At 57.3% G+C, this 19,550-nt stretch carries 20 protein-coding genes and 1 riboswitch; of the genes, 13 read left to right on the forward strand and 7 right to left on the reverse strand.

Annotated features, from left to right (window positions below):
• Window positions 1-108 precede the first annotated feature (108 nt).
• From GM298_RS05215 to glmS, 6 genes are read right to left on the reverse strand one after another with little or no spacing between them, the layout of a single operon-like run.
• A complete protein-coding gene (locus GM298_RS05215) occupies window positions 109-426 on the reverse strand; it encodes a DUF4387 domain-containing protein (RefSeq protein WP_025755951.1) in 318 nt (105 codons plus the stop codon).
• A complete protein-coding gene (locus GM298_RS05220; RefSeq protein WP_025755950.1) occupies window positions 423-1,793 on the reverse strand; it encodes an acyclic terpene utilization AtuA family protein in 1,371 nt (456 codons plus the stop codon). Before GM298_RS05220 ends, GM298_RS05215 begins: the two co-directional genes overlap by 4 nt.
• A gap of 3 nt (window positions 1,794-1,796) precedes the next feature.
• Window positions 1,797-3,038 (reverse strand): methylaspartate ammonia-lyase, encoded by a 1,242-nt coding sequence (locus GM298_RS05225; protein ID WP_025755949.1) that lies wholly within the window; start codon window positions 3,036-3,038, stop codon window positions 1,797-1,799.
• A complete protein-coding gene (locus GM298_RS05230; protein ID WP_025755948.1) occupies window positions 3,038-4,483 on the reverse strand; it encodes a methylaspartate mutase subunit E in 1,446 nt (481 codons plus the stop codon). The genes GM298_RS05225 and GM298_RS05230 overlap by 1 nt, the downstream gene beginning before the upstream one ends.
• A gap of 18 nt (window positions 4,484-4,501) precedes the next feature.
• Window positions 4,502-5,890: a methylaspartate mutase accessory protein GlmL gene (gene glmL / locus GM298_RS05235; protein ID WP_262747356.1), complete on the reverse strand. Its 1,389-nt coding sequence runs from the start codon at window positions 5,888-5,890 to the stop codon at window positions 4,502-4,504.
• Complete coding sequence (gene glmS / locus GM298_RS05240) at window positions 5,890-6,339, reverse strand: methylaspartate mutase subunit S (RefSeq protein WP_024907732.1); 450 nt, start codon at window positions 6,337-6,339, stop codon at window positions 5,890-5,892. The genes glmL and glmS overlap by 1 nt, the downstream gene beginning before the upstream one ends.
• Before the next feature lie 517 nt (window positions 6,340-6,856).
• On the opposite strand from glmS, the gene cobA reads away from it, so the two are divergent.
• From cobA to GM298_RS05255, 3 genes are read left to right on the forward strand one after another with little or no spacing between them, the layout of a single operon-like run.
• A complete protein-coding gene (cobA, locus tag GM298_RS05245) occupies window positions 6,857-7,627 on the forward strand; it encodes a uroporphyrinogen-III C-methyltransferase (protein WP_266153752.1) in 771 nt (256 codons plus the stop codon).
• Between the two features lie 39 nt (window positions 7,628-7,666).
• Complete coding sequence (gene cobD / locus GM298_RS05250) at window positions 7,667-8,737, forward strand: threonine-phosphate decarboxylase CobD (RefSeq protein WP_266153753.1); 1,071 nt, start codon at window positions 7,667-7,669, stop codon at window positions 8,735-8,737.
• Window positions 8,738-8,741: 4 nt separating this feature from the next.
• A complete protein-coding gene (locus GM298_RS05255) occupies window positions 8,742-9,389 on the forward strand; it encodes a precorrin-2 dehydrogenase/sirohydrochlorin ferrochelatase family protein (RefSeq protein ID WP_128340278.1) in 648 nt (215 codons plus the stop codon).
• Here the strand turns inward: GM298_RS05255 and GM298_RS05260 are convergent.
• Entirely contained in the window at window positions 9,381-10,247 is an 867-nt protein-coding gene (locus GM298_RS05260; protein ID WP_266153754.1) for an L-threonine kinase, read from the reverse strand. The genes GM298_RS05255 and GM298_RS05260 overlap by 9 nt on opposite strands.
• 443 nt (window positions 10,248-10,690) lie before the next feature.
• A riboswitch (cobalamin riboswitch) is annotated at window positions 10,691-10,866 on the forward strand.
• Between the two features lie 96 nt (window positions 10,867-10,962).
• Between GM298_RS05260 and GM298_RS05265 the strand changes: the two genes are divergently transcribed.
• Genes GM298_RS05265 through GM298_RS05310 form a run of 10 tightly spaced genes read left to right on the forward strand, consistent with a single transcriptional unit; the run spans window position 10,963 to window position 19,546 of the window.
• Entirely contained in the window at window positions 10,963-12,342 is a 1,380-nt protein-coding gene (locus GM298_RS05265) for a cobyrinate a,c-diamide synthase (RefSeq protein ID WP_266153755.1), read from the forward strand.
• A complete protein-coding gene (cbiB, locus tag GM298_RS05270) occupies window positions 12,339-13,298 on the forward strand; it encodes an adenosylcobinamide-phosphate synthase CbiB (protein ID WP_095451662.1) in 960 nt (319 codons plus the stop codon). Before GM298_RS05265 ends, cbiB begins: the two co-directional genes overlap by 4 nt.
• 12 nt (window positions 13,299-13,310) lie before the next feature.
• Window positions 13,311-13,943, forward strand: a complete 633-nt coding sequence (locus GM298_RS05275; protein ID WP_262783549.1) for a cobalt-precorrin-8 methylmutase — start codon at window positions 13,311-13,313, stop codon at window positions 13,941-13,943.
• A complete protein-coding gene (gene cbiD, locus GM298_RS05280) occupies window positions 13,940-15,079 on the forward strand; it encodes a cobalt-precorrin-5B (C(1))-methyltransferase CbiD (protein WP_266153756.1) in 1,140 nt (379 codons plus the stop codon). The genes GM298_RS05275 and cbiD overlap by 4 nt, the downstream gene beginning before the upstream one ends.
• On the forward strand, window positions 15,073-15,678 hold the full coding sequence (locus GM298_RS05285; protein WP_104557299.1) for a cobalt-precorrin-7 (C(5))-methyltransferase: 606 nt from the start codon (window positions 15,073-15,075) through the stop codon (window positions 15,676-15,678). The genes cbiD and GM298_RS05285 overlap by 7 nt, the downstream gene beginning before the upstream one ends.
• Entirely contained in the window at window positions 15,668-16,237 is a 570-nt protein-coding gene (locus GM298_RS05290; RefSeq protein ID WP_059385504.1) for a decarboxylating cobalt-precorrin-6B (C(15))-methyltransferase, read from the forward strand. The genes GM298_RS05285 and GM298_RS05290 overlap by 11 nt, the downstream gene beginning before the upstream one ends.
• The gene (locus GM298_RS05295) at window positions 16,230-17,003 is read left to right on the forward strand and encodes a cobalt-precorrin-4 methyltransferase (RefSeq protein ID WP_047958201.1); all 774 of its coding nucleotides are present in this window, start codon (window positions 16,230-16,232) and stop codon (window positions 17,001-17,003) included. Before GM298_RS05290 ends, GM298_RS05295 begins: the two co-directional genes overlap by 8 nt.
• A complete protein-coding gene (cbiG, locus tag GM298_RS05300) occupies window positions 16,984-18,039 on the forward strand; it encodes a cobalt-precorrin 5A hydrolase (RefSeq protein WP_094918251.1) in 1,056 nt (351 codons plus the stop codon). The genes GM298_RS05295 and cbiG overlap by 20 nt, the downstream gene beginning before the upstream one ends.
• Entirely contained in the window at window positions 18,039-18,764 is a 726-nt protein-coding gene (locus tag GM298_RS05305; protein WP_225286275.1) for a precorrin-3B C(17)-methyltransferase, read from the forward strand. Before cbiG ends, GM298_RS05305 begins: the two co-directional genes overlap by 1 nt.
• The gene (locus GM298_RS05310) at window positions 18,761-19,546 is read left to right on the forward strand and encodes a cobalt-precorrin-6A reductase (RefSeq protein WP_126800336.1); all 786 of its coding nucleotides are present in this window, start codon (window positions 18,761-18,763) and stop codon (window positions 19,544-19,546) included. The genes GM298_RS05305 and GM298_RS05310 overlap by 4 nt, the downstream gene beginning before the upstream one ends.
• The last annotated feature ends 4 nt before the right edge of the window (window positions 19,547-19,550 follow it).

Raw genomic sequence — 19,550 nt, forward strand, 5'->3', positions numbered from 1 at the left:
GACGAGCCGCTCAGGCGCACGTTTGTTGTGGCCAACCGCATGAATTATCTGGAATACAGTGATACAGCAAATATCTATATCCCAATGGACGTTGTTGTATTTGTAGTGTTACAGATCAAACTCAATGCTTAATAACGGTGCATGCTGCTGGGCACCATAAACATCATTGTCACCAATGTTGCCGGAGATAATATCGCGAGGCATGACGATTTTGACCGCATTGGCCGGGTCGAACCAGACAATGCGATGTATAAAGTCAGGCTTCACGTTATATAAACGGGCGATAAGCTGTGGCGTTAATTGCTTCGAGGCTTTTACCCGCTGATAGTCTTCATGCGTTTTAAATAAAATATCCAGAACCAGCTCATACGGTCCGGCGTTTTTTGAGCGAATGACCTGTGCCAGTGAGCGAATACTCTGTTTCATAACCGAACCCCTTCTGGCGTGACCTGCTCAAGGTGGAAATCAAATCGCAGCGCGTCGCTCGCTTCGATCAGGTGATAGATTGAGAACTCATACACCGGGCCGCTCTGAATGTCGGAAGGGGAGAACGGGAACGCGAGGTTGCCCGCTGTGGCGATCCGGTTTTCATAGCCGTAATGCAGCAGGGTAGAGCGCACCAGCGAACAGACGCTGTTGGCGATATCCTGGGTGGGAGCCACCACATCCAGCAAAATACCCAGCTCGTGCCCGGCAGACTGCACCGGCTCATGGTTGCCCATCACGCCATTCTTTCCGTACAGGTGGAACGTCATGCGGATACTGTCGTCATTCAACGAGAGGTTGCGCTTCACGCTGACCTGCACTTCTTCGAGGATGTTATCGATCCCGGCAATCATGATTGGGTCGCGCGTACCGGCAATGGTCAGACAGCGGAAGCCGACCCGGCGAGCGCCTTCCAGCTTCAGCGCATACGGCGTTTCTTCGTGGCGGGAACCGCTGACGTACACTTCGCCCTCATTGACCGCTTTGAAGCTGCACCCTTTCAGGTTCAGCACGCCGCCCGGCCCCGGCAGGAAGTACGGGTCGGATTTCTCATACAGGGTGTGCGCCGCGGCCGACGTTTCGGTGAATTTACGCTTCGGATTAAACGTTTTCAGCGTAAAGCCGTGCTCGTCAATGATGCCCATCGCGCAGTCGGAGCCGGACCCTGGCGTAGCGGCAATCGCCGCGCACTCAAGGATCTTACCGCAGTGCAGCGCCAGACCTTCATCGAAGCCCTGCATAATGGGCAGTGCGGCAAAGCAGGCCGGATCGTACGCCCGCCCGCCCAGTACCACCTGTGCCCCGGCCGCCAGCGCCCGCTGGAAAGGCTCAATGCCCATCTGCGCCACGATATAGGTGCTCTCTTCGATGGCCTCGTGGGTCAGTTCCGGGACGAAATCCAGAGCTGTGATTTTCCCGTTGTCCAGTGCCTGATGCACCGTGGCTTTATCGACATCCGATGGGATCAGCGCCATCGAGAATGAGAGCTTCTCTTCCTGAGCAATCTCAAGGATTATCTGCCGGCACCACTCCAGATGCGGTGCGGCACCGGACCCTCCGGCGGTGCCGATCACCACCGGGATGTTGTGCTTAACGCCAGCCACAATCATATAGCGCAGATCGCGTTTTACCCCCGCCCGGTCGGTGAAAGGCTTACCTGCCCCCAGGTAGTGGGGACCCGGGTCGGATGAGCCCGCGTCAACAGCAATAAGATCCGGCGAGGCTTCCATGGCCTTACGAAAACTCTCTTCCGGGAAGCCATAGCCCAGGATTGCCGTTGGCGATAAGATCTTAAATGTACGTGCCATCATTTAATCCTTAGTGTGCAACAATGCGATGGTGCGGTGCATTTCGTTAAACACGATGTTAAGACCTTCATCGAAGCCCATGCCCGGTTTGATCAACATGCGCATCGGGCGAGCGGCCAGAGCCACGTGCACGCAGGTGCGGGCGCTGATTTCCGTTTCGTTACAGGTACCGCCCTGATAGGCTTCCATGCCATGTTTGTTGCAGTACAGCACCGCATCAACGATGTTGTGAATACCGCCCAGATCCGGGGTTTTAATCTGCACCATGTGGCAGCTGCCCGCATCGGTGAAGTCCACAATGTCCTGATAGGTGTTACACCACTCATCGGCAACGATTTTCACGCCAGAGCCCAGACGCATCAGCTCGTGGGTGATGGCGGTCAGCAGGCGGATTTGATCCGGTTTATTACCCGCATCCACCGGTCCCTCAATATAGAGCGGCAGGCCCTGGGCCTCTTTTTCGAGGCTGGCGATATAGGCGGCGCAACGTACCGGGTCCATATCGAAAATCAAACCGATAGTGCCGTACACGTCGATGTGCAACGTCGGGCGATAGTGCGGGCTGGTGCGCAGGCTTAAGATGCGGTCGGATAACCAGCGCACATACTCACGCAGTTTTTCCCCTTTCAGGCCCAGTTTCTCTTCCACGTTGTTGATAAGCGCATGCGGCAGTACGTCAACGCCTTTGAGGATCATCTTGTCGACGGCGATATAGCGGTCGTCGCCGCTCTGTCCGAATAACGGAATGGCTTCAGGGACACACGGCAGTTGCCATTCATCACAAACGACTTCCGTTTTCAGACGACCGGTCGCCAGTGCCGTCGCGTCGAGCAGCGCCTGCGACAGGCCATAACGTACGGCGGTATGCAGCAGATGGCCGTCGATACGCAGTTCGTCAAAGAATCGGGCGTTCGTCAGGAAGCGGTCAACGTCGCGGCCTTCCAGCAGCGGCTTGATGTGATCGTTAAGGAACGGAATGAAGTGTTCAGCCAGGAACAGCGGATCGCGACCGCCTGCACCTGAATATTGCACCGCTGCACAATCGCCCACCGCCACCGCGCCGTTTTCCAGAATCAACTGCACGGAGACGCATTCACCCGCCTGACGAACTGACGTAAACCCAGGCGTGACCGGGTTGCCGGTATAGATAAATCCGTCATGCCCGGCACCGTTTTTAATTGCCTGCTGATCGTCAAAATAGAACGAGGAGTAGCCTGCGGTGAAAAGGGCCTGTTTAATTTTCATTATGGTCTTCCTATTAATTTACTGTGGGATACCGCGTTGATGTCATCAACAACCATCTGGAATGAGGGTTTACGTCCTTCAAAACGCGCGCGCTCGGCGACGTAATCGTGATGCAGGTCGAGGATATCTTTCGGCAGCGGAACCGCGCCGGCTTCCAGCACGCGAATGGCACCGGCGTTATCACGAACCGGCAGAATTTTGCCCGCGTTGCAGGAGGCGGGGGCAAACGGCACGTCCAGCACGCCAGCTTCAAACGCCAGCACCGTACCGCGCGCGACATCGCCGTTGCCCAGCTCGAAGACTTTCTTCAGCACGGCGCGGACTTCACTCTTAATCAGCTCGACTTCCTGCTCGACGGCGGCACACGGCGGGAATTTCTGATCGCTCACCATGTTGAGCATCTGACGCGAGGCTTTCAGTCCCTGGGCGTTGGCGGCGGCGGTGGGTATACCGAATGCTTCGTGCGGGCTCTTGGTGATCACTTTGGTCGCTCCGGACATCCCGGCCACCGCTGCGCCCCAGGAGATAATGGCAAACGCTTTCGACTCATCTTCCGGGAACCCCCCCATCCACTGGTGGAAGACGGTGCTCAGCTCGTAATCGTCAAAACCGTGGTTATGGAAATATTCGTGGGACAGTTCACGCAGAGCCTGAATAGCAGCAATATCCTGCGTCAGGCTACCCACCTGGCCGTAGCCAACGGTGATTGACTTCACGCCCTGTTCCAGCGCCAGCAGACCTTCGATAATCGCCACCGAGTGGGAGACAAACGGCGGGATCAGGGTGCCGGTCAGCGGGCCAAACGGTTCACGGTTAATGCGAATGCCGTTCTCCTCGTACAGGCCCATCAGGCGGTCGCAGTACTGCCAGTCGCGGATAGATTTTTCCAGAGTGACGCGCTTGGCGTACGGAATGTTGTAAGAGATACCGCCGCCTTCATAGCTGGTAAAGCCGCTGGCCATCGCGATCTCCGCCAGCAGGCGCGCATCCGGCGTGCCGTGACGTACCTGAATCGGTTTCTCCAGCGCTTCGGTCATGCGGCGGCACGCGGCGACGCCATGGTTGACGACCGGTAAGCCGTTCAGTTTGGAGGTACCCGCTTCGATGGATTTTTGGATCCCTACCGCGGCCTCTTCATAGCGATTCAGACGGGTATAGGCATCGATGGTGCTGGGCAGCAAATCACACTCTTCCTGCAGCGTTTTCAGCAGGGCAATATGTTCATCCATGAGCGCTACGCCTGCGCGCGGCTGGCTCAGGGTTTTACCTTCCTGGTCGGCCTTCAGTAGTGCGTGAGAAAAGCGTTTTTGCTCAGGAATGGTTTGCTGGTACTTCACGCCATCTTCGAAGTTCTCAACGTCCTTGCCGGTATGCCAGGTTTGTAAGACCTGTTGCCGCTCAGTCATGAATTCGTCATGGGTTAGCTTTTTATTTCGAAGTTCCATTCGTTGCTGCCTTAGGTTTTATAGGGTTAAACAATGAATACTGGTGCGAGCCGCCGCCTGCGGGTCCAGCCTGGCGACATTCGCCAGCAGAGGAAGCAGACCTTTTGCATCGCGGTAATAATCAAACTGCCCGGGTAAAAGAATGCGTCTGCTGCTGTCGTCCAGCTCGCGGTACTTCAGCCAGCGGTGCACATCGAACTGGCTGGCGCGGGAGAGCCATCCCCCGGAACCCACCACTTTGCGCACGGTGGTGAGATCGCGCCCCACCTGCAAATCGACGTTGCCGACGCAGGTACAGACCTGTTTTTTGGTGCCGGCATGGCGTTCGCTGGCGTACCCCACGCACAGCCCGGCCAGTAGCGTGTCGAAATGTTTTTCTTCTTCGGTGACAGGCAGATAATCCGGATGTGCGACCAGATGACGCAGATAGCCATAAAACGCGTCCTTGCGCAGAGGCTGATGGGCGAACACCGCGTTCACCAGTTCCTGCGTACTTTCACCGACCACGACCGCCGAGACGCGCATGCCGAGGTCTCCCTCTACGGTGCGTTTCACAAATGGCTCAGGCACGCCGTGCAGAACGGTATCCGGCGAGAGCGTGTTGGCGCTGGCGGAATAGACGTCGGTGGTGGCACCGCCCATGTCGATCAGCATGAATTCTTTCCACGCGCTGTCGACCTCACTGATCGCTTTCACCAGCTCGTAGACGGTCCATGGCGTGGGCATCGGCTCTTCGCCGGTTTCCCCGACGATAACGTCCAGTCCTTTCCCCTTCACGATGCGGGAAAGAAACACATCGCAGATGGCCTTGCGGGCGGCATAAGGATTCGGGTGATCGAGGTCAGGCAACACATTGTCGACGGTGATCAAATCTTTATGGCCAAGAATGGCCTGCACGTCGTCCTGAATATCGCGATTTCCGGCGTAAATAATGGCGCAATCCAGCGAGGACGCTGCCAGCGCGCGGGCATTGGCAAGACCGTAGCTCTCTTCTCCGCCGTCCGTACCGCCTGTGAACAGCAGGATGTCCGGCGGGGAGTCCTCCAGCGCCTGGATATCGTGGCGATTCAGTTTGTAGGAGTAGTACTGAGCGATTTTGGCGCCCGCTGAATGGGCGGTGACTTTGGCCGACTCCAGGGTTATCGACGGCACCAGCCCCATTGCGGCAACGGCGAGGCCGCCTTTTGCCGACGAAGAGTATTTCAGCGTAACGTCCCCGCTGTTCAGCAACGGTCGCGCATCGGCAACGTTTAGCACCTGGTTCAGGCTGGTAAAGAAGCCCTCCGCCAGATGGTGGGTCGTCGTTGGGGTCAGCACGTGGTTGACCAACGTAAGCGCATCACCTTCCGGCGTGAAGAGTGCGGCTTTGGTCCACGTCGAGCCAATGTCGACTGAGACGATTTGCATCAGAAGCCCTCTTCAAGACAGAGCTCTTCAACGCGCTGACGCTGCTGGATATCATTCGCCATCAGCTGACAGACGTCTTCCAGGTCGTGGCTCGGGGCGAACACGCGGTTGAAACCCATCTCTTTGAATTTGGCTTCGACATCGGCAAAATCGTGCTTACCCACGACCAGATTACCGCCAACAAAAAGCAGAATGTCGCCGATACCGCGTTCGATGCAGCGCTCACGCAGCCCCAGACAGTCGATGTCGCCATGGCCGTAGATGGATGAAACGACAATAGCATCAGCACCTGTTTCGATGGCCGCATCAATATATTCATCCTGGCTCACCATGACACCAAGATTGATAACGTGAAAATCATGAGAAGTAAAAACGCGGTCCAGAACTTTATTGCCTACCGCATGGCAGTCAGCACCAATGACGCCAATGACAAGTGTTGATTTCTTCATGGGTAATCCTCTGTAGGGCTGATTGTGAAAATACAATGGGTATTAAAAATGAATAATGTACTCAGGGTCTGCTAATGGTGTTGAAGTGTGTTTGGAAGAGGAAAAGGAAGCAATTGATCTATTTTCAAAAAATCCTTCCTAAAACGATGATGGTGATTCATTGTCATTGCAAAGTCTGTTAAATCAAGGTCTTGCGTGTGGCTTATTATTGCTTTGATATTTATCTGTAAACGTTGCTGACAAAACCAATGTAATATTTGTGATCGCGCGCCTGTTTTATTGCTGAAGGCGTTTAATAATGTTTTTAAGCGTAACAGGCATCTCGATATTGTCGTGCGGGCAGGGCGGGGACGTTATTTGCGGTTTTATTGATATTGGTCATAAATACCATTCGTACAATTAAGAGAGAGTGATAAACACATCAACTTTTTGACCTGTGGAGGGGATATATAATTCAGCGCTAATTTTAAATATCCGTTTTCTTGCGTCTTTGAATATTTAATCTGAGGATATAATGATGAGTAAAGGGAAAGTTTGGCTTGTAGGGGCAGGGCCTGGCGATGCGTCTTTGATAACGGTAAAAGGTCTGCACTGTATCCGCCACGCGGAAGTGATTGTCCACGATCGCCTGGTTAACCCCGAACTCCTGGCGCAGGCTCCGGCAGGCTGTTTGATTATTGATGTCGGTAAAACCCCGAGCCATCATCCGGTTCCTCAGGAACAAATCAATGCCCTGCTGGTCAGGCATGCCGGGGAGGGACGGCAGGTGGTGCGCCTGAAAGGCGGGGACCCTTACGTTTTTGGTCGCGGGGGTGAAGAGGCCGAGCAGCTGGCGAAAGACGGCCTGTCGTTCGAAATTGTGCCGGGGATCAGTTCTGCGATTGGCGGGCTGGCCTATGCCGGGATCCCGGTCACGCACCGTCATTACGCCTCCAGTTTTCATATAGTGACCGGTCATATGTGCCAGGGGAACGACCCGCAAAACTGGCATGCGCTGGCGAAAGTCAACGGAACGTTGATCGTTTTGATGGGAATGACCTGGCTGACGGAAATCTGCCAGCAGCTGATCGAGGGAGGCATGTCCGCTGCGATGCCGGTGGCGGTAGTGATGTATGCCAGCCAGTCTCGTCAGCAGATCGCCAAAGGTACGCTGACCGATATCCATCTTGAGGTTGAACGTCAAAAACTGCATGCCCCTGCGCTTATTGTCGTCGGTGAGGTCGTCAACCTGCAGGAGATACTGGCGTTTTCCGCATCACATCTTGCGCTGAATGAGGTTGCTGTCTGATGTTATCCTCACATCTAGCGAAATAGCCGAGTGAAACGAATGAGTGAGCATGGTGGTAACGTTCTGGAAACGGGGCTGCAGTTGGGGATCGATCCCGGGTTGCTGCTGGACTTTAGCGCGAACATCAATCCGTTAGGGCTACCCGAGCGCGTCAGGTCGCTCATTGTGTCCCATCTGGATATCATCATGCAGTATCCGGACGTTGAATACCGCCATCTTCACCAGGCGCTGGCCAGCGCCAGTCGGTGTGAGTATGACCAGACGATTGCCGGGAATGGCGAAACGGAGTTGATCTATGGCCTGGTGCGAACGCTTGCCCCTCGCCGGGCAATGCTGCTGGTGCCGGGGTTTGCCGAGTATCGCCGGGCATTGCAGCAGCAGGGATGCCAGATAATCGATTATGTACTGAGTGAGTCGAACGGGTTCCAGGTGGATTTTTCCCTACTGGATGCCGTTCGCGCGCACCGGCCCGATTGCCTGTTCATCGCGACCCCGAACAACCCTACCGGGTTAATGCCTGATGCCGATCTACTCGACCGCCTGGCCTCGCTGTGCGAAGCGCTGCAGATTGCGCTGATTGTTGATGAAGCATTCATCGATTTTATGCCGCAGGGCTCGACGCTGGCCCCACGGCTGGCTGAGTCACGCTATCTTTACCTGCTGCGTTCCCTGACCAAGTTTTTTGCCATTCCCGGACTGCGCCTGGGATATCTGCTGAGCGGAAATACGCACACTATTCGCCAGATGAAACGCACCCGTGAACCCTGGTCCGTGAATGCGTTATCGGCGCTGGTGGGGCAGCATTTGTTACTGGATGAGGACTATATTTCTCGCAGCCATGCCTGTATCGCCCGGGAGCGGGATTTCCTGTTGCAGGCAATGACGCGCTTTTCATCGCTGGTGGTCTGGGAGCCGCAAGCCAATTTTATCTTCTTCCGCTGCCTGCGTCAGGGGTTCAACCTGAAGGCAGCGCTGCTCGGCCATCACATCCTTATCCGCCACTGTGAAAACTACCCAGGGCTCGATCGTGACTACTATAGAATTGCCGTGCGTACCGAAGCGGAGAACCGCCGGTTTATTGCCGCGCTGAGTCAGGTTTTAGAAGGCTAAGGCGATGGACTATTTCCCGATTTTTTGCAACCTGAAGGGTAAACGCTGCCTGATCGTCGGTGGCGGGCAGGTGGCGACGCATAAGGCGAAGAGTTTGCTGGCAGCCGGGGCAGTGCTGCGTCTGGTTGCCCCCACCCTGACGCCAGAACTTGCCACTCTGCACGCGTGCGGTGACATCGAATGGTTCCCGGCAACGTTTGCGCCGCAGTATCTGCACGCCTGCTGGCTGGTCATCGCCGCGACCAGCGATCCGCAGGTGAACCGTCAGGTCGCCGGGGCTGCCAGCGCGAGGCATCTGTTTTGCAATGTCACAGACGACCTTTCTGCCGCCACCTTTATTTCACCGGCCATTATTGACCATTCACCGGTTATTATTGCGCTCAGCTGTGGGGGCAACGCGCCGGTGTATAGTAAGATCCTCAAAGCGCATGTCGCCGCGCATCTTCCTCCAGGTATGCAGGAAAGCGTGCGGCTGGCGGGAGCGCTTCGTGAAAGGGTAAACGGTGTGTGCAGTGACCGGGAGCGCAAGCGTGCATTTTGGGCCGCGTTCTTCCGGCATGTTCCGCTGCAACAGGCCCTGGCGCAGGAACACGAACACGAGGTCAGGCAGCAGGTGGAGTGGCTCATTCAGCACAGGTTGCTCTCAGAGTAGCGTCACGCCGCCTTTTACCATCCGCAGCAGGTGTTGTTCAGGCCAGTGGCGGGTGAGCTGTTTTTTCGCTAACAGCCATTTCACATAATCGACATCGTCTTTATTTCTGTCCAGCATTAGCCCCACGACGCTTCCGCTGTGCGCCACGTTGACCCCGTAGATACCGCACTCCTCCACCAGTGAGAGCAGAGCGTCAAAATCCGGTTTCGGCAGCAGCGTCTGACTGGCGATGGCGCTGAGGGTGGCCGCTTCGCCCAGCCGGTAAGGGCTTTGCGTCATACAGGCTTCCTGTACCTTTTCCCATGCGCGTTTCAGCGCTGGCGCACCGGCATGTAACCCCGCCTGACGCGGGATGCGGTGGTAATCGGCCGTGCGCAGCGTTTGCGGACTTTCCAGAACAAGCAGGTCGAGAGTGGGCTGGGCGTCACAGGGAATTTGGGTAGAGGCGTCGTTATGATCGAAAAGGGTTAACTGGCGAAACACGGTACTGTCGGTGGGTTCGAGCGAAACGCAAAGCGTTGCCAGCGCGCTTTCGTCGAGCTGATACCCCAGATGGTGAGCGGTGGCGACGGCGGTGGCGGCAATATCTGCGGTGCTGCTGGCCATCCCTTTGGCAATCGGGATGGTCGAGTGCACATCAATGCGAATATCCTGGCTCAACTGCGCCGGGTAGTGCCAGTACTGCAATAACCGTTCAACCATCGCGCGCGACAGCGGGCGTTCATCCGCCAGAGGTGAGCCGTGGCTCACCTCAACAGTGCTGTACCATTCGACAGGGCAGGAGACCAGCTTTTCACTGCCCAAAATCCAGCCCTGGATAAGCTCACCGCACGACGCGGGGCATTGCGCAACAGCCACGTTCTCACCTTTCTGGTCAGTCATTTCTGAAACATAGTGTCATGAGGATAATCCTCTTACCTTGATATACCGCAAATTCCCTTTCTGGATAACCTACATATTATTCTGCGATCCCGCTGAACGCGTAATGCATCAATAAAATCGCACGGGCTTACGTTTAACAGCCATATTATGTTATTGCCAGTTTTTAATATCTTAATGAATTTTGATCACGATAAAATGAAAAAATATCAAGTGATGCAATAACTTGTCGTAGCGCAATAAATATCGAGATTTTAAGCGTAATTATCTTTGCTTTTTATTTTTTGTGATAAAACGTTGAGTTATTGAGAAAGGCGTCAATTACTCTGATGCCACGTTTTACTCAGCAGGTATTTTTTTTACGGTTAAGTAATTACCTAAGGTGAATTGAAACGCCGTAAATAGCATTGCTGTTTTCTTTCTCATAATGTAAGCCGACAGGTTTGCCACATTTGTGGCAGGGAAGGGGGTGACAATCCCCCGCAGCCCCCGCTGCTGTGATGCTGACGACCCCGTAATGACCACTGATCGTGAGATTGGGAAGGACGGGCGAGGAGGACGCTAAGCCAGAAGACCTGCCTGTCGGGAACGTTCAACAACTTCGGTGGGAAGTGGGTTGTACTGATGCATACAGTCGAAAGACTGGGGCGACGTGTATCTATACCACTCATCCACCCTGAACAGGATCAGGGTCATGGAGCCAAAGCAGTACGCGTTTGTTCTGGCAGGTACAGGAAGCGGTTGTGGTAAAACCACGGTGACGCTTGGCCTGTTGAGTCTGTTAAAACAGCGTGGGTTACGCGTCCAGCCGTACAAAGTGGGCCCTGACTATCTTGATACCGGCTGGCATACCAAAGTCAGCGGTACCGCCTCCCGCAACCTCGACAGCTTCATGCTGCCTGAACCGATCCTCAACGCGCTGTTTTGCGAGCATATGCAGCAGGCGGATATCGCGGTCATTGAAGGCGTGATGGGGCTGTATGACGGCTACGGCACCGATCCGAATTATTGCAGCACCGCCGCGATGGCAAAACAGCTGGGCTGTCCGGTGATTCTGCTGGTAGACGGCAAGGCGGTTTCTACGTCGATTGCCGCGACCATAATGGGTTTTCAGCGATTCGATCCCACCCTCAATATTGCCGGGGTGATTGTTAATCGGGTTAACAGCGAATCACATTATCAGTTGCTCAAAGCGGCAATTGAACACTACTGCACGGTACCCGTCCTGGGTTATGTGCCTCGCGTTGAGGGTGTCAGTTTACCCGAGCGCCATCTGGGATTGGTCACCGCCCGGGAGTCGGTTGCGGATTCGCAGACCTGGCAGAATTTTGCCGCCCTTCTCGAACGTACGCTGGATATCGAACAACTTCTCGCACTCAGCCAGATGGCGTCGCTGCCGCAGGGTGCCTGGCCTGCGCTGCCTGATGGGGACGCCGGGCGCGGGTTAACGCTCGCGATGGCTGACGACGACGCCTTCAACTTCTATTACCCGGATAACATCATGCTGCTCGAACGTACCGGGGTCGAGATAATCCGCTTTAGTCCGCTCCGGGAGAGCCGTTTACCTGACTGCCAGATGGTCTGGCTCGGGGGCGGTTACCCGGAGCTTTATGCGGCACGGCTTGCGGAAAACACCACAATGCTCGCCAGCCTGCAGGAGGCGCACCGGCGCGGCGTGGCGATCTACGCCGAATGTGGCGGGCTGATGTATCTCGGCAGCGCGCTGGAAGATAGCGAGGGAGTGACCCACCGGATGGCCGACATTCTCCCCGGCTACAGCCGGATGGGTAAACGGCTGACCCGTTTTGGCTATTGTGAGGCGCAGGCGCGCCAGCCCACGCTGCTGGCCGATGGCGGGGAGGTGCTGCGTGGGCATGAATTCCACTATTCCGACTTCTTCCCCGATACCCCAGCGGTGCTGGCGTGCCGAAAAGTGCGCGATGGCGTGACGATGCAGGAATGGGCGGGCGGCTGGCAGGTTGGCAACACGTTCGCAAGCTACCTGCACCTCCACTTTGCCCAACGTCCCATGATGCTCAGCCGCTGGCTGGCGGCGGCGAGGGGGGCGCGATGACTCTGCTGGCATGGTGCGTCGCGTGGCTGCTTGATGTCATCATCGGCGACCCACAAAACTGGCCGCACCCGGTGCGCTGGATAGGCAACCTGATTAATGCGGTGCAGCGCGGCATACGCCACTGCTGCCATAGTGACGCGGCGTTACGCATTGGCGGCGGCGTAATGTGGCTGGCGGTGGTGGGGCTGACCTGGGGCGTGGCCTGGGGCGTGCTGACGCTCGGACGGATGGTACATCCCTGGCTGGGCTGGGCCATTGAAGTGTGGATGATTTTTACCGTGCTGGCCGGACGCAGTCTGGCAAACGCCGCACGGGACGTTCAACGCCCTTTGCAAGCGGGCGACCTTGATGAAAGCCGCGAAAAACTCTCCTGGATAGTGGGGCGCGATACCTCTCAGCTTCAGCCGGAACAGATCAACCGGGCGGTGGTGGAGACCGTCGCGGAGAACACGGTCGACGGCATTATCGCCCCGCTGTTTTTCCTTCTGCTGGGCGGGGCGCCGCTGGCGATGGCCTATAAAGCGGTGAATACCCTCGATTCAATGGTGGGCTACAGGCACGAAAAATACCGCGCGATCGGCATGGTCAGCGCCCGTATGGATGACGTGGCGAACGCAATTCCCGCGCGCCTGAGCTGGCTCTTGCTGAGCATTGCGGCGTGGCTATGCCGCGAGGGACCCTCCCGCGCGCTGCGCGTCGGCTGGCGCGACCGCTACAACCACAGCAGCCCCAACTGCGCGTGGGCTGAAGCGACGGTTGCCGGCGCGCTGGGCGTCCGGCTTGGCGGACCCAACACCTATTTTGGTCAGCGCGTGGAAAAGCCCTGGATTGGCGACGCGCTGCGCCCGATTGCAGTAGACGATATTTCCCGAACGATTCGACTGATGTGGGTTTCCTCCACCCTGGCGCTGGTGCTGTTTATCGCAGCACGCTGGCTGATGGTTGGCGTGGCCTGAGGACAAGAGACAATGCAATACATCCAGCAACCCCAGGCGATTGAAGCCAAAAGTTTCGACATCATTGGCGAGATCATTCGCGAAACGCGGCCGGAGTACCGGTTCGCCAGCCCGCTGCATGAGGCGATCGTCAAGCGGGTAATCCATACCACTGCAGATTTTGACTGGCTGGATATTCTCTGGTTTTCAGATGACGCCATAGAGCAGCTTTGCGCGGCGCTCCGTCGCCCCTCCGTCATCTATACCGATACCACGATGGCGCTCTCCGGGATCAACAAAACGCTGCTGGCCACATTCGGGGGCGAATGTCGTTGCTATATCAGCGACCCGCGGGTGGTAGCACAGGCAAAAGCACAGGGAATCACCCGCTCGATGGCGGCCGTTGATATCGCGGTGACGGAAGAGAGTGAGAAGGTCTTCGTCTTTGGCAATGCGCCAACGGCACTGTTTCGCCTGCTTGAGCATGATGTTGCCGTCAGTGGCGTGGTGGGCGTCCCGGTGGGGTTTGTGGGGGCGGCGGAATCGAAAGAGGCGCTGACGCACAGCCATTTGCCCGCTATTGCGGCACTCGGGCGCAAAGGCGGCAGCAATGTGGCAGCAGCGATTGTGAACGCCATGCTCTATTACCTGCAGGGGGCGCGATGAGCGATTCAACCTTCGATGCCCCGGTATGGCATAACGGGAAGGCGTTACGCAAAGGCTACACCACCGGTTCCTGCGCGACCGCGGCAGCGAAAGTCGCCGCGCTGATGGTGCTGCGCCAGCACCTCATTCATCAGGTCTCCATTGTCACGCCCTCCGGCGTTACGCTGTGTCTGAACGTGGAATCGCCGCACATTGAAGGACAGCAGGCGATTGCCGCCATCCGCAAAGACGGCGGTGATGACGTCGACGCCACGCACGGCATGCTGATTTTTGCTCGCGTGACGCTCAACGACAGCGGCGAGATTACGCTGTCGGCCGGCGAAGGCGTAGGGATCGTGACGCGCAAAGGAATTGGCCTGCCCCTCGGCAGCGCGGCGATCAACCGCACACCGCGTCACACCATTGAAGCCGCGGTGCGTGAGGCGATTGGCCCGACCCGCGGGGCCGACATAACAATTTTTGCGCCTGAAGGGGAAGAACGGGCCCGGAAAACCTACAACTCACGCCTCGGGATCCTGGGCGGCATTTCGATCATCGGCACAACTGGCATTGTGACTCCGATGTCAGAGGAGAGCTGGAAACGATCGCTTTCTCTTGATCTGGAGATTAAACGCGCGGCCGGGCTGGAACGGGTCGTACTGGTACCGGGCAATCATGGCGAGCGTTTTGTGCGTGAGCAGATGGGCATCGATGAAGATGTCGTGGTCACCATGAGCAATTTTGTCGGCTACATGATCGAAGAGGCGGTGCGGTTGGGATTTCGCCAGATAGTGCTGGTCGGCCATCCTGGCAAACTGATCAAAGTTGCCGCCGGGATTTTCCACACCCACAGCCATATCGCTGATGCACGCATGGAAACGCTGGTGGCGCATCTGGCGCTACTCGGCGCGCCGCTGGAATTACTGACCGCCGTCAGCGATTGCGATACCACCGAAGCGGCGATGGAACATATCGAAACCTGGGGTTTTCAGGTTCTTTACAGCCACCTTGCCGAACGTATCTGCCTGCGCGTGATGCAGATGCTGCGCTTTACCAAAAATCCGCCGGCCTGTGACGCCATTCTGTTTTCCTTTGATAACCAGGTGCTGGGCAGCAACCGCCCGGTCGAGGCGATAGCCCGGGAGCTGCAATGTTAACGGTCGTGGGAATGGGGCCAGCGGGACTCTCCCTGATGACGCCCGCTGCGCGAGACGCCGTTGAGCGCGCCGATGCGCTGGTTGGCGGAAAACGCCACCTGCAGGCGTTTCCGGCGTTTGGCGGCGAGACGTTTGTCCTCGGCGCCAACATTCCGGAGCTGCTGGCCTGGGTTGAGGCGCGTCAGGAGAAAAAGGTGGTGATTGTCGCCTCCGGCGATCCGCTGTTTTACGGCATCGGATCGCGGATGGTGGCGCATTTTGGTATTGCGCGCGTGCGCGTGATTCCCGGCATCAGCGCGGTGCAGTACCTGTGCGCGCAGGCGGGCATTGATATGAATGAGATATGGCTCACCAGCAGCCATGGCCGCAGCGTGAATATTGATGAACTGGTACGGCATCGCAAAGTGGCAATGGTCACCGATAGCCAGTGCGGGCCGAAAGAGATTGCCGCGCAGCTGGTCGCACGTGGTAAGGGGCATCGCTGGATGGTGATTGGTGAAAACCTGGCGATGGCAAACGAACGGATCCACTGGCTTCCCGTCAGTGAGGTCAGCGCTGACTATGAGATGAATGCTTTGGTGATCCTCGATGAAAGATGAACTGTTTCTGCGCGGCGAAACGGTGCCGATGACCAAAGAGGCGGTACGCGCGCTTGCCCTCGCGAAACTGGAACTGCACCGCGTCAGCCATCTGATTGATGTAGGCGCGGGGACCGGGAGCGTGTCGATAGAGGCTGCGCTGCTGTTTCCCTCTCTGCGCGTAACGGCCATTGAGCGTAACCCTGCGGCTCTGCAACTGCTTGCGGAAAATTGCCAGCATTTTGCCTGTCGCAATATCACGATTTTGCCGGGCGTTGCACCGTTACCGGTGGCGGATAAGGCCGATGCGGTATTTATGGGCGGCAGCGGTGGCCATCTGACATCGCTTATTGACTGGTCCATGCGGCAGTTACATCCAGGCGGACGTCTGGTCATGACCTTTATCCTGATGGAAAACCTCACCACCGCGCTGACCCATTTGCAGCAGATCGGCGTGCAGGACATTGATTGCCTGCAAATGCAGAGCTCCGCGCTGACCCCGCTCGGCAGCGGCCACTATTTCAAACCGAATAATCCTGTTTATGTTATCGCCTGTCAGAAGGAAGAACACCATGTCTGAGACGTTTGATTCCCGTTGTGTGTGGTTTGTCGGTGCAGGTCCCGGCGATCGTGAACTCATCACGCTCAAGGGATATCGGCTGCTGCAGCAGGCGCAGGTGGTTATCTATGCCGGCTCGCTTATCAATACCGAACTGTTGGCCTATTGCCCGCAGGAGGCCGAATGCCACGACAGCGCGGAACTTCATTTAGAACAGATCCTTGACCTGATGGCGGCAGGCGTGAAGGCCGGAAAAACGGTGGTACGTTTACAAACCGGTGATGTCTCGCTCTATGGTTCCGTCCGTGAGCAAGGCGAAGAGCTGACCAAACGCGGCATCGCCTGGCAGGTGGTGCCCGGCGTCAGCGCCTTCCTCGGCGCCGCGGCGGAGCTTGGGGTCGAATACACCGTTCCTGAAGTCTCACAGAGCCTGATTATTACCCGCCTCGAAGGCCGTACGCCGGTACCGGCGCGAGAACAGCTGGAGTCATTTGCCAGCCATCAGACCTCCATGGCGATTTATCTCTCGGTCCAGCGTATTCACCGGGTGGCGGAACGTCTGATAGAAGGTGGCTACCCGGACACCACGCCCGTTGCCGTCATTTATAAAGCGACCTGGCCGGAAAGCCACACCGTACGCGGCACGCTGGCGGATATCGCCGACAAGGTACGCGAGGCGGGGATCCGCAAAACGGCGCTCATTCTGGTCGGGAAGTTCCTGGGCGAGGAGTATCACTACTCAAAACTCTATGCTGCGGATTTTAGCCATGAATACCGCCAGGCCTGAGTCCATCGCGCTGTTTTGTCTGACGCCGGGTGGCGTGCAGCTGGCGAAACGCCTGGCATTGATGCTGCCGGTAACCTGCTTTGCCAGCGAGCATTTGCAGGAAGAGGGCTTTGTCTCCTTCAACGGCGGCTTTGCCCCGGCGCTTCGCGAGGCGTTCACGCACTACCCGGCGCTGATTTTTATCGGCGCAACCGGCATTGCGGTTCGCGTCCTGGCGCCTTTGATCGACGACAAACTGAGCGACCCGGCGGTGGTGGTGATCGATGAGCGTGGGCAGCACGTGATTAGCCTGCTTTCCGGCCATGCCGGCGGCGCGAATGCGCTGACTCGCTACCTGGCGGGAATACTGGGGGCTGACCCGGTGATAACCACCGCCACGGACGTCAACGAGATGGCCGCGCTGGATACCCTTGCCATTCAGCTCAATGCCCGAATGCGCGATTTCCGAACGACGGTAAAAATCGTCAACCAGATGCTGGTGAGCCACCAGCGGGTAGGGCTGTGGTGGGATGTCGAACTCGATAGCGACGTCAGTCAGTGCGATCGGCGCGGATTTATTACCGTGAGCGACCTGCAGCACCTCCCTGAACTGGATGCGCTGGTGTGTATTACGTTGCGAAATACGTTGCCGGAACTGCCGCTGCCGCACTGGAAGCTGGTCCCGCAGCGGGTTGTGGCAGGCATCGGCTGTCGACGCAACACGCCGTATTCGCTACTGGCGACGCTGCTGGCGCGTCAGCTTGAGGCGCAGCAGTTCGATCCGCTGGCGCTGAAAGCGATTGGCAGCGTCTCCCTTAAAAAAGACGAAGCGGGCCTGCTTCAGCTTGCCGCCTGCTGGCGTGTTCCTTTTGAAACCTTTACCGCTGACGCGCTGCGTGAGCACGAACATCGCTTTGCGGCCTCACCCTTTGTACGCCAGACGGTTGGGGTGGGGAGCGTCTCGGGTCCGGCAGCGTGGCTGCTGAGCCATGGGCAACTACGAGGAGAAACCCTGCGCGAACAGGGCGTCACTATCACTTTGGGAGTTTCACACTGATGTTAAGCGTAATTGGAATCGGCCCGGGCTCGCAGGCCATGATGACCATGGAAGCCGTAGACGCGTTACAGGCGGCAGAAATCATCGTTGGCTACAAAACCTACACCCATCTGGTGAAGGCGTTCACGGGCGACAAACAGGTCATCAAAACCGGTATGTGTAAGGAGATTGAACGCTGCCAGGCGGCGATTGAGCTGGCGCAGGCCGGGCATAATGTCGCGCTTATCAGCAGCGGCGACGCCGGTATTTATGGCATGGCGGGGCTGGTGCTGGAGCTGGTCAGCAAACAGAAACTGGACGTTGAGGTTCGCCTGATCCCCGGGATGACGGCCAGTATCGCCGCTGCCTCTCTGCTTGGCGCACCGCTGATGCACGATTTTTGCCACATCAGCTTAAGCGATCTGCTGACGCCGTGGCCCGTCATCGAAAAACGCATTGTCGCCGCGGCAGAAGCGGACTTTGTCATCTGTTTCTATAACCCGCGCAGCCGGGGTCGCGAGGGCCATCTGGCACGCGCATTTGAGCTGCTGCGCGCCAGTAAAAGTCCGCAAACGCCGGTAGGGGTAGTGAAATCTGCCGGGCGTAAAAAGCAGGAGAAGTGGCTAACCACGCTGGGTGACATGGACTTTGAGCCGGTCGATATGACGAGTCTGGTGATTGTCGGAAATAAAGCCACGTATGTGCAGGAGGGGCTGATGATCACACCGCGGGGTTATGTGCTGTGAAATATGGCGACGTGCTGGTCATGGGGGGCACCAGCGATGCCCGCGCGATCTGCCACCAGCTGGATGCGGCTGGCGTGGCCTACACCCTGTCGGTGGCGACGCCCACCGGGCAGCGGCTGGCGGGCGACATTAAGGGGCGCGTGCGCTGTGGTCGTCTGGAGCCGCAACAGATGGTTGACTGGCTTACGGCAAACAGGACCCGCTGGGTGATTGACGCTTCGCATCCCTACGCTGAAGTGGTCAGCCGCAACATCCTGACGGCCTGTGAAACGGTGGGCGTGTTGCTTAGCCGCTATCAGCGCCCTGAACAGCTTAGCGAGCTGACGCATCCGCTGCTCTACAGCGTGCCGGGAATTGAAGAGGCCTGCGACATCGCGCGGCGTCTTGGCGAACGCGTGCTGCTGACTACCGGGAGTAAAGATCTTGCGCGCTGGCGTACCGCGCTGCCGGAGAAAACGCTGCTGGCCCGGGTACTGCCGGTGCCCGAGGTCCTTGAGCAATGCGCCGGGCTTGGCTTTGGTGTTACCGAGATTTTCGCCCTGTGCGGACCATTCAGCGCTGAGTTTAACGCGGCGTTTTATCGTCAGTGCCGGGCTGACGTGATGATAACCAAAGCGTCCGGGGCGGAAGGCGGTTATCGGGAAAAGGTTCAACCCTGTCTGGATGCGGGCATTCCCTGCATCGTGATTACACGCCCGGCACCGCTGGTGACGGGAGACGAGTTACTGGAAAGTCAGGCCGCATTCGCCGGGCGTTTAGCGCGTTGGATGGCCGTTGCTTAAGGAG

Source organism: Enterobacter sp. HSTU-ASh6 (genome assembly GCF_026319105.1).
Classification (GTDB): domain Bacteria; phylum Pseudomonadota; class Gammaproteobacteria; order Enterobacterales; family Enterobacteriaceae; genus Enterobacter; species Enterobacter sichuanensis.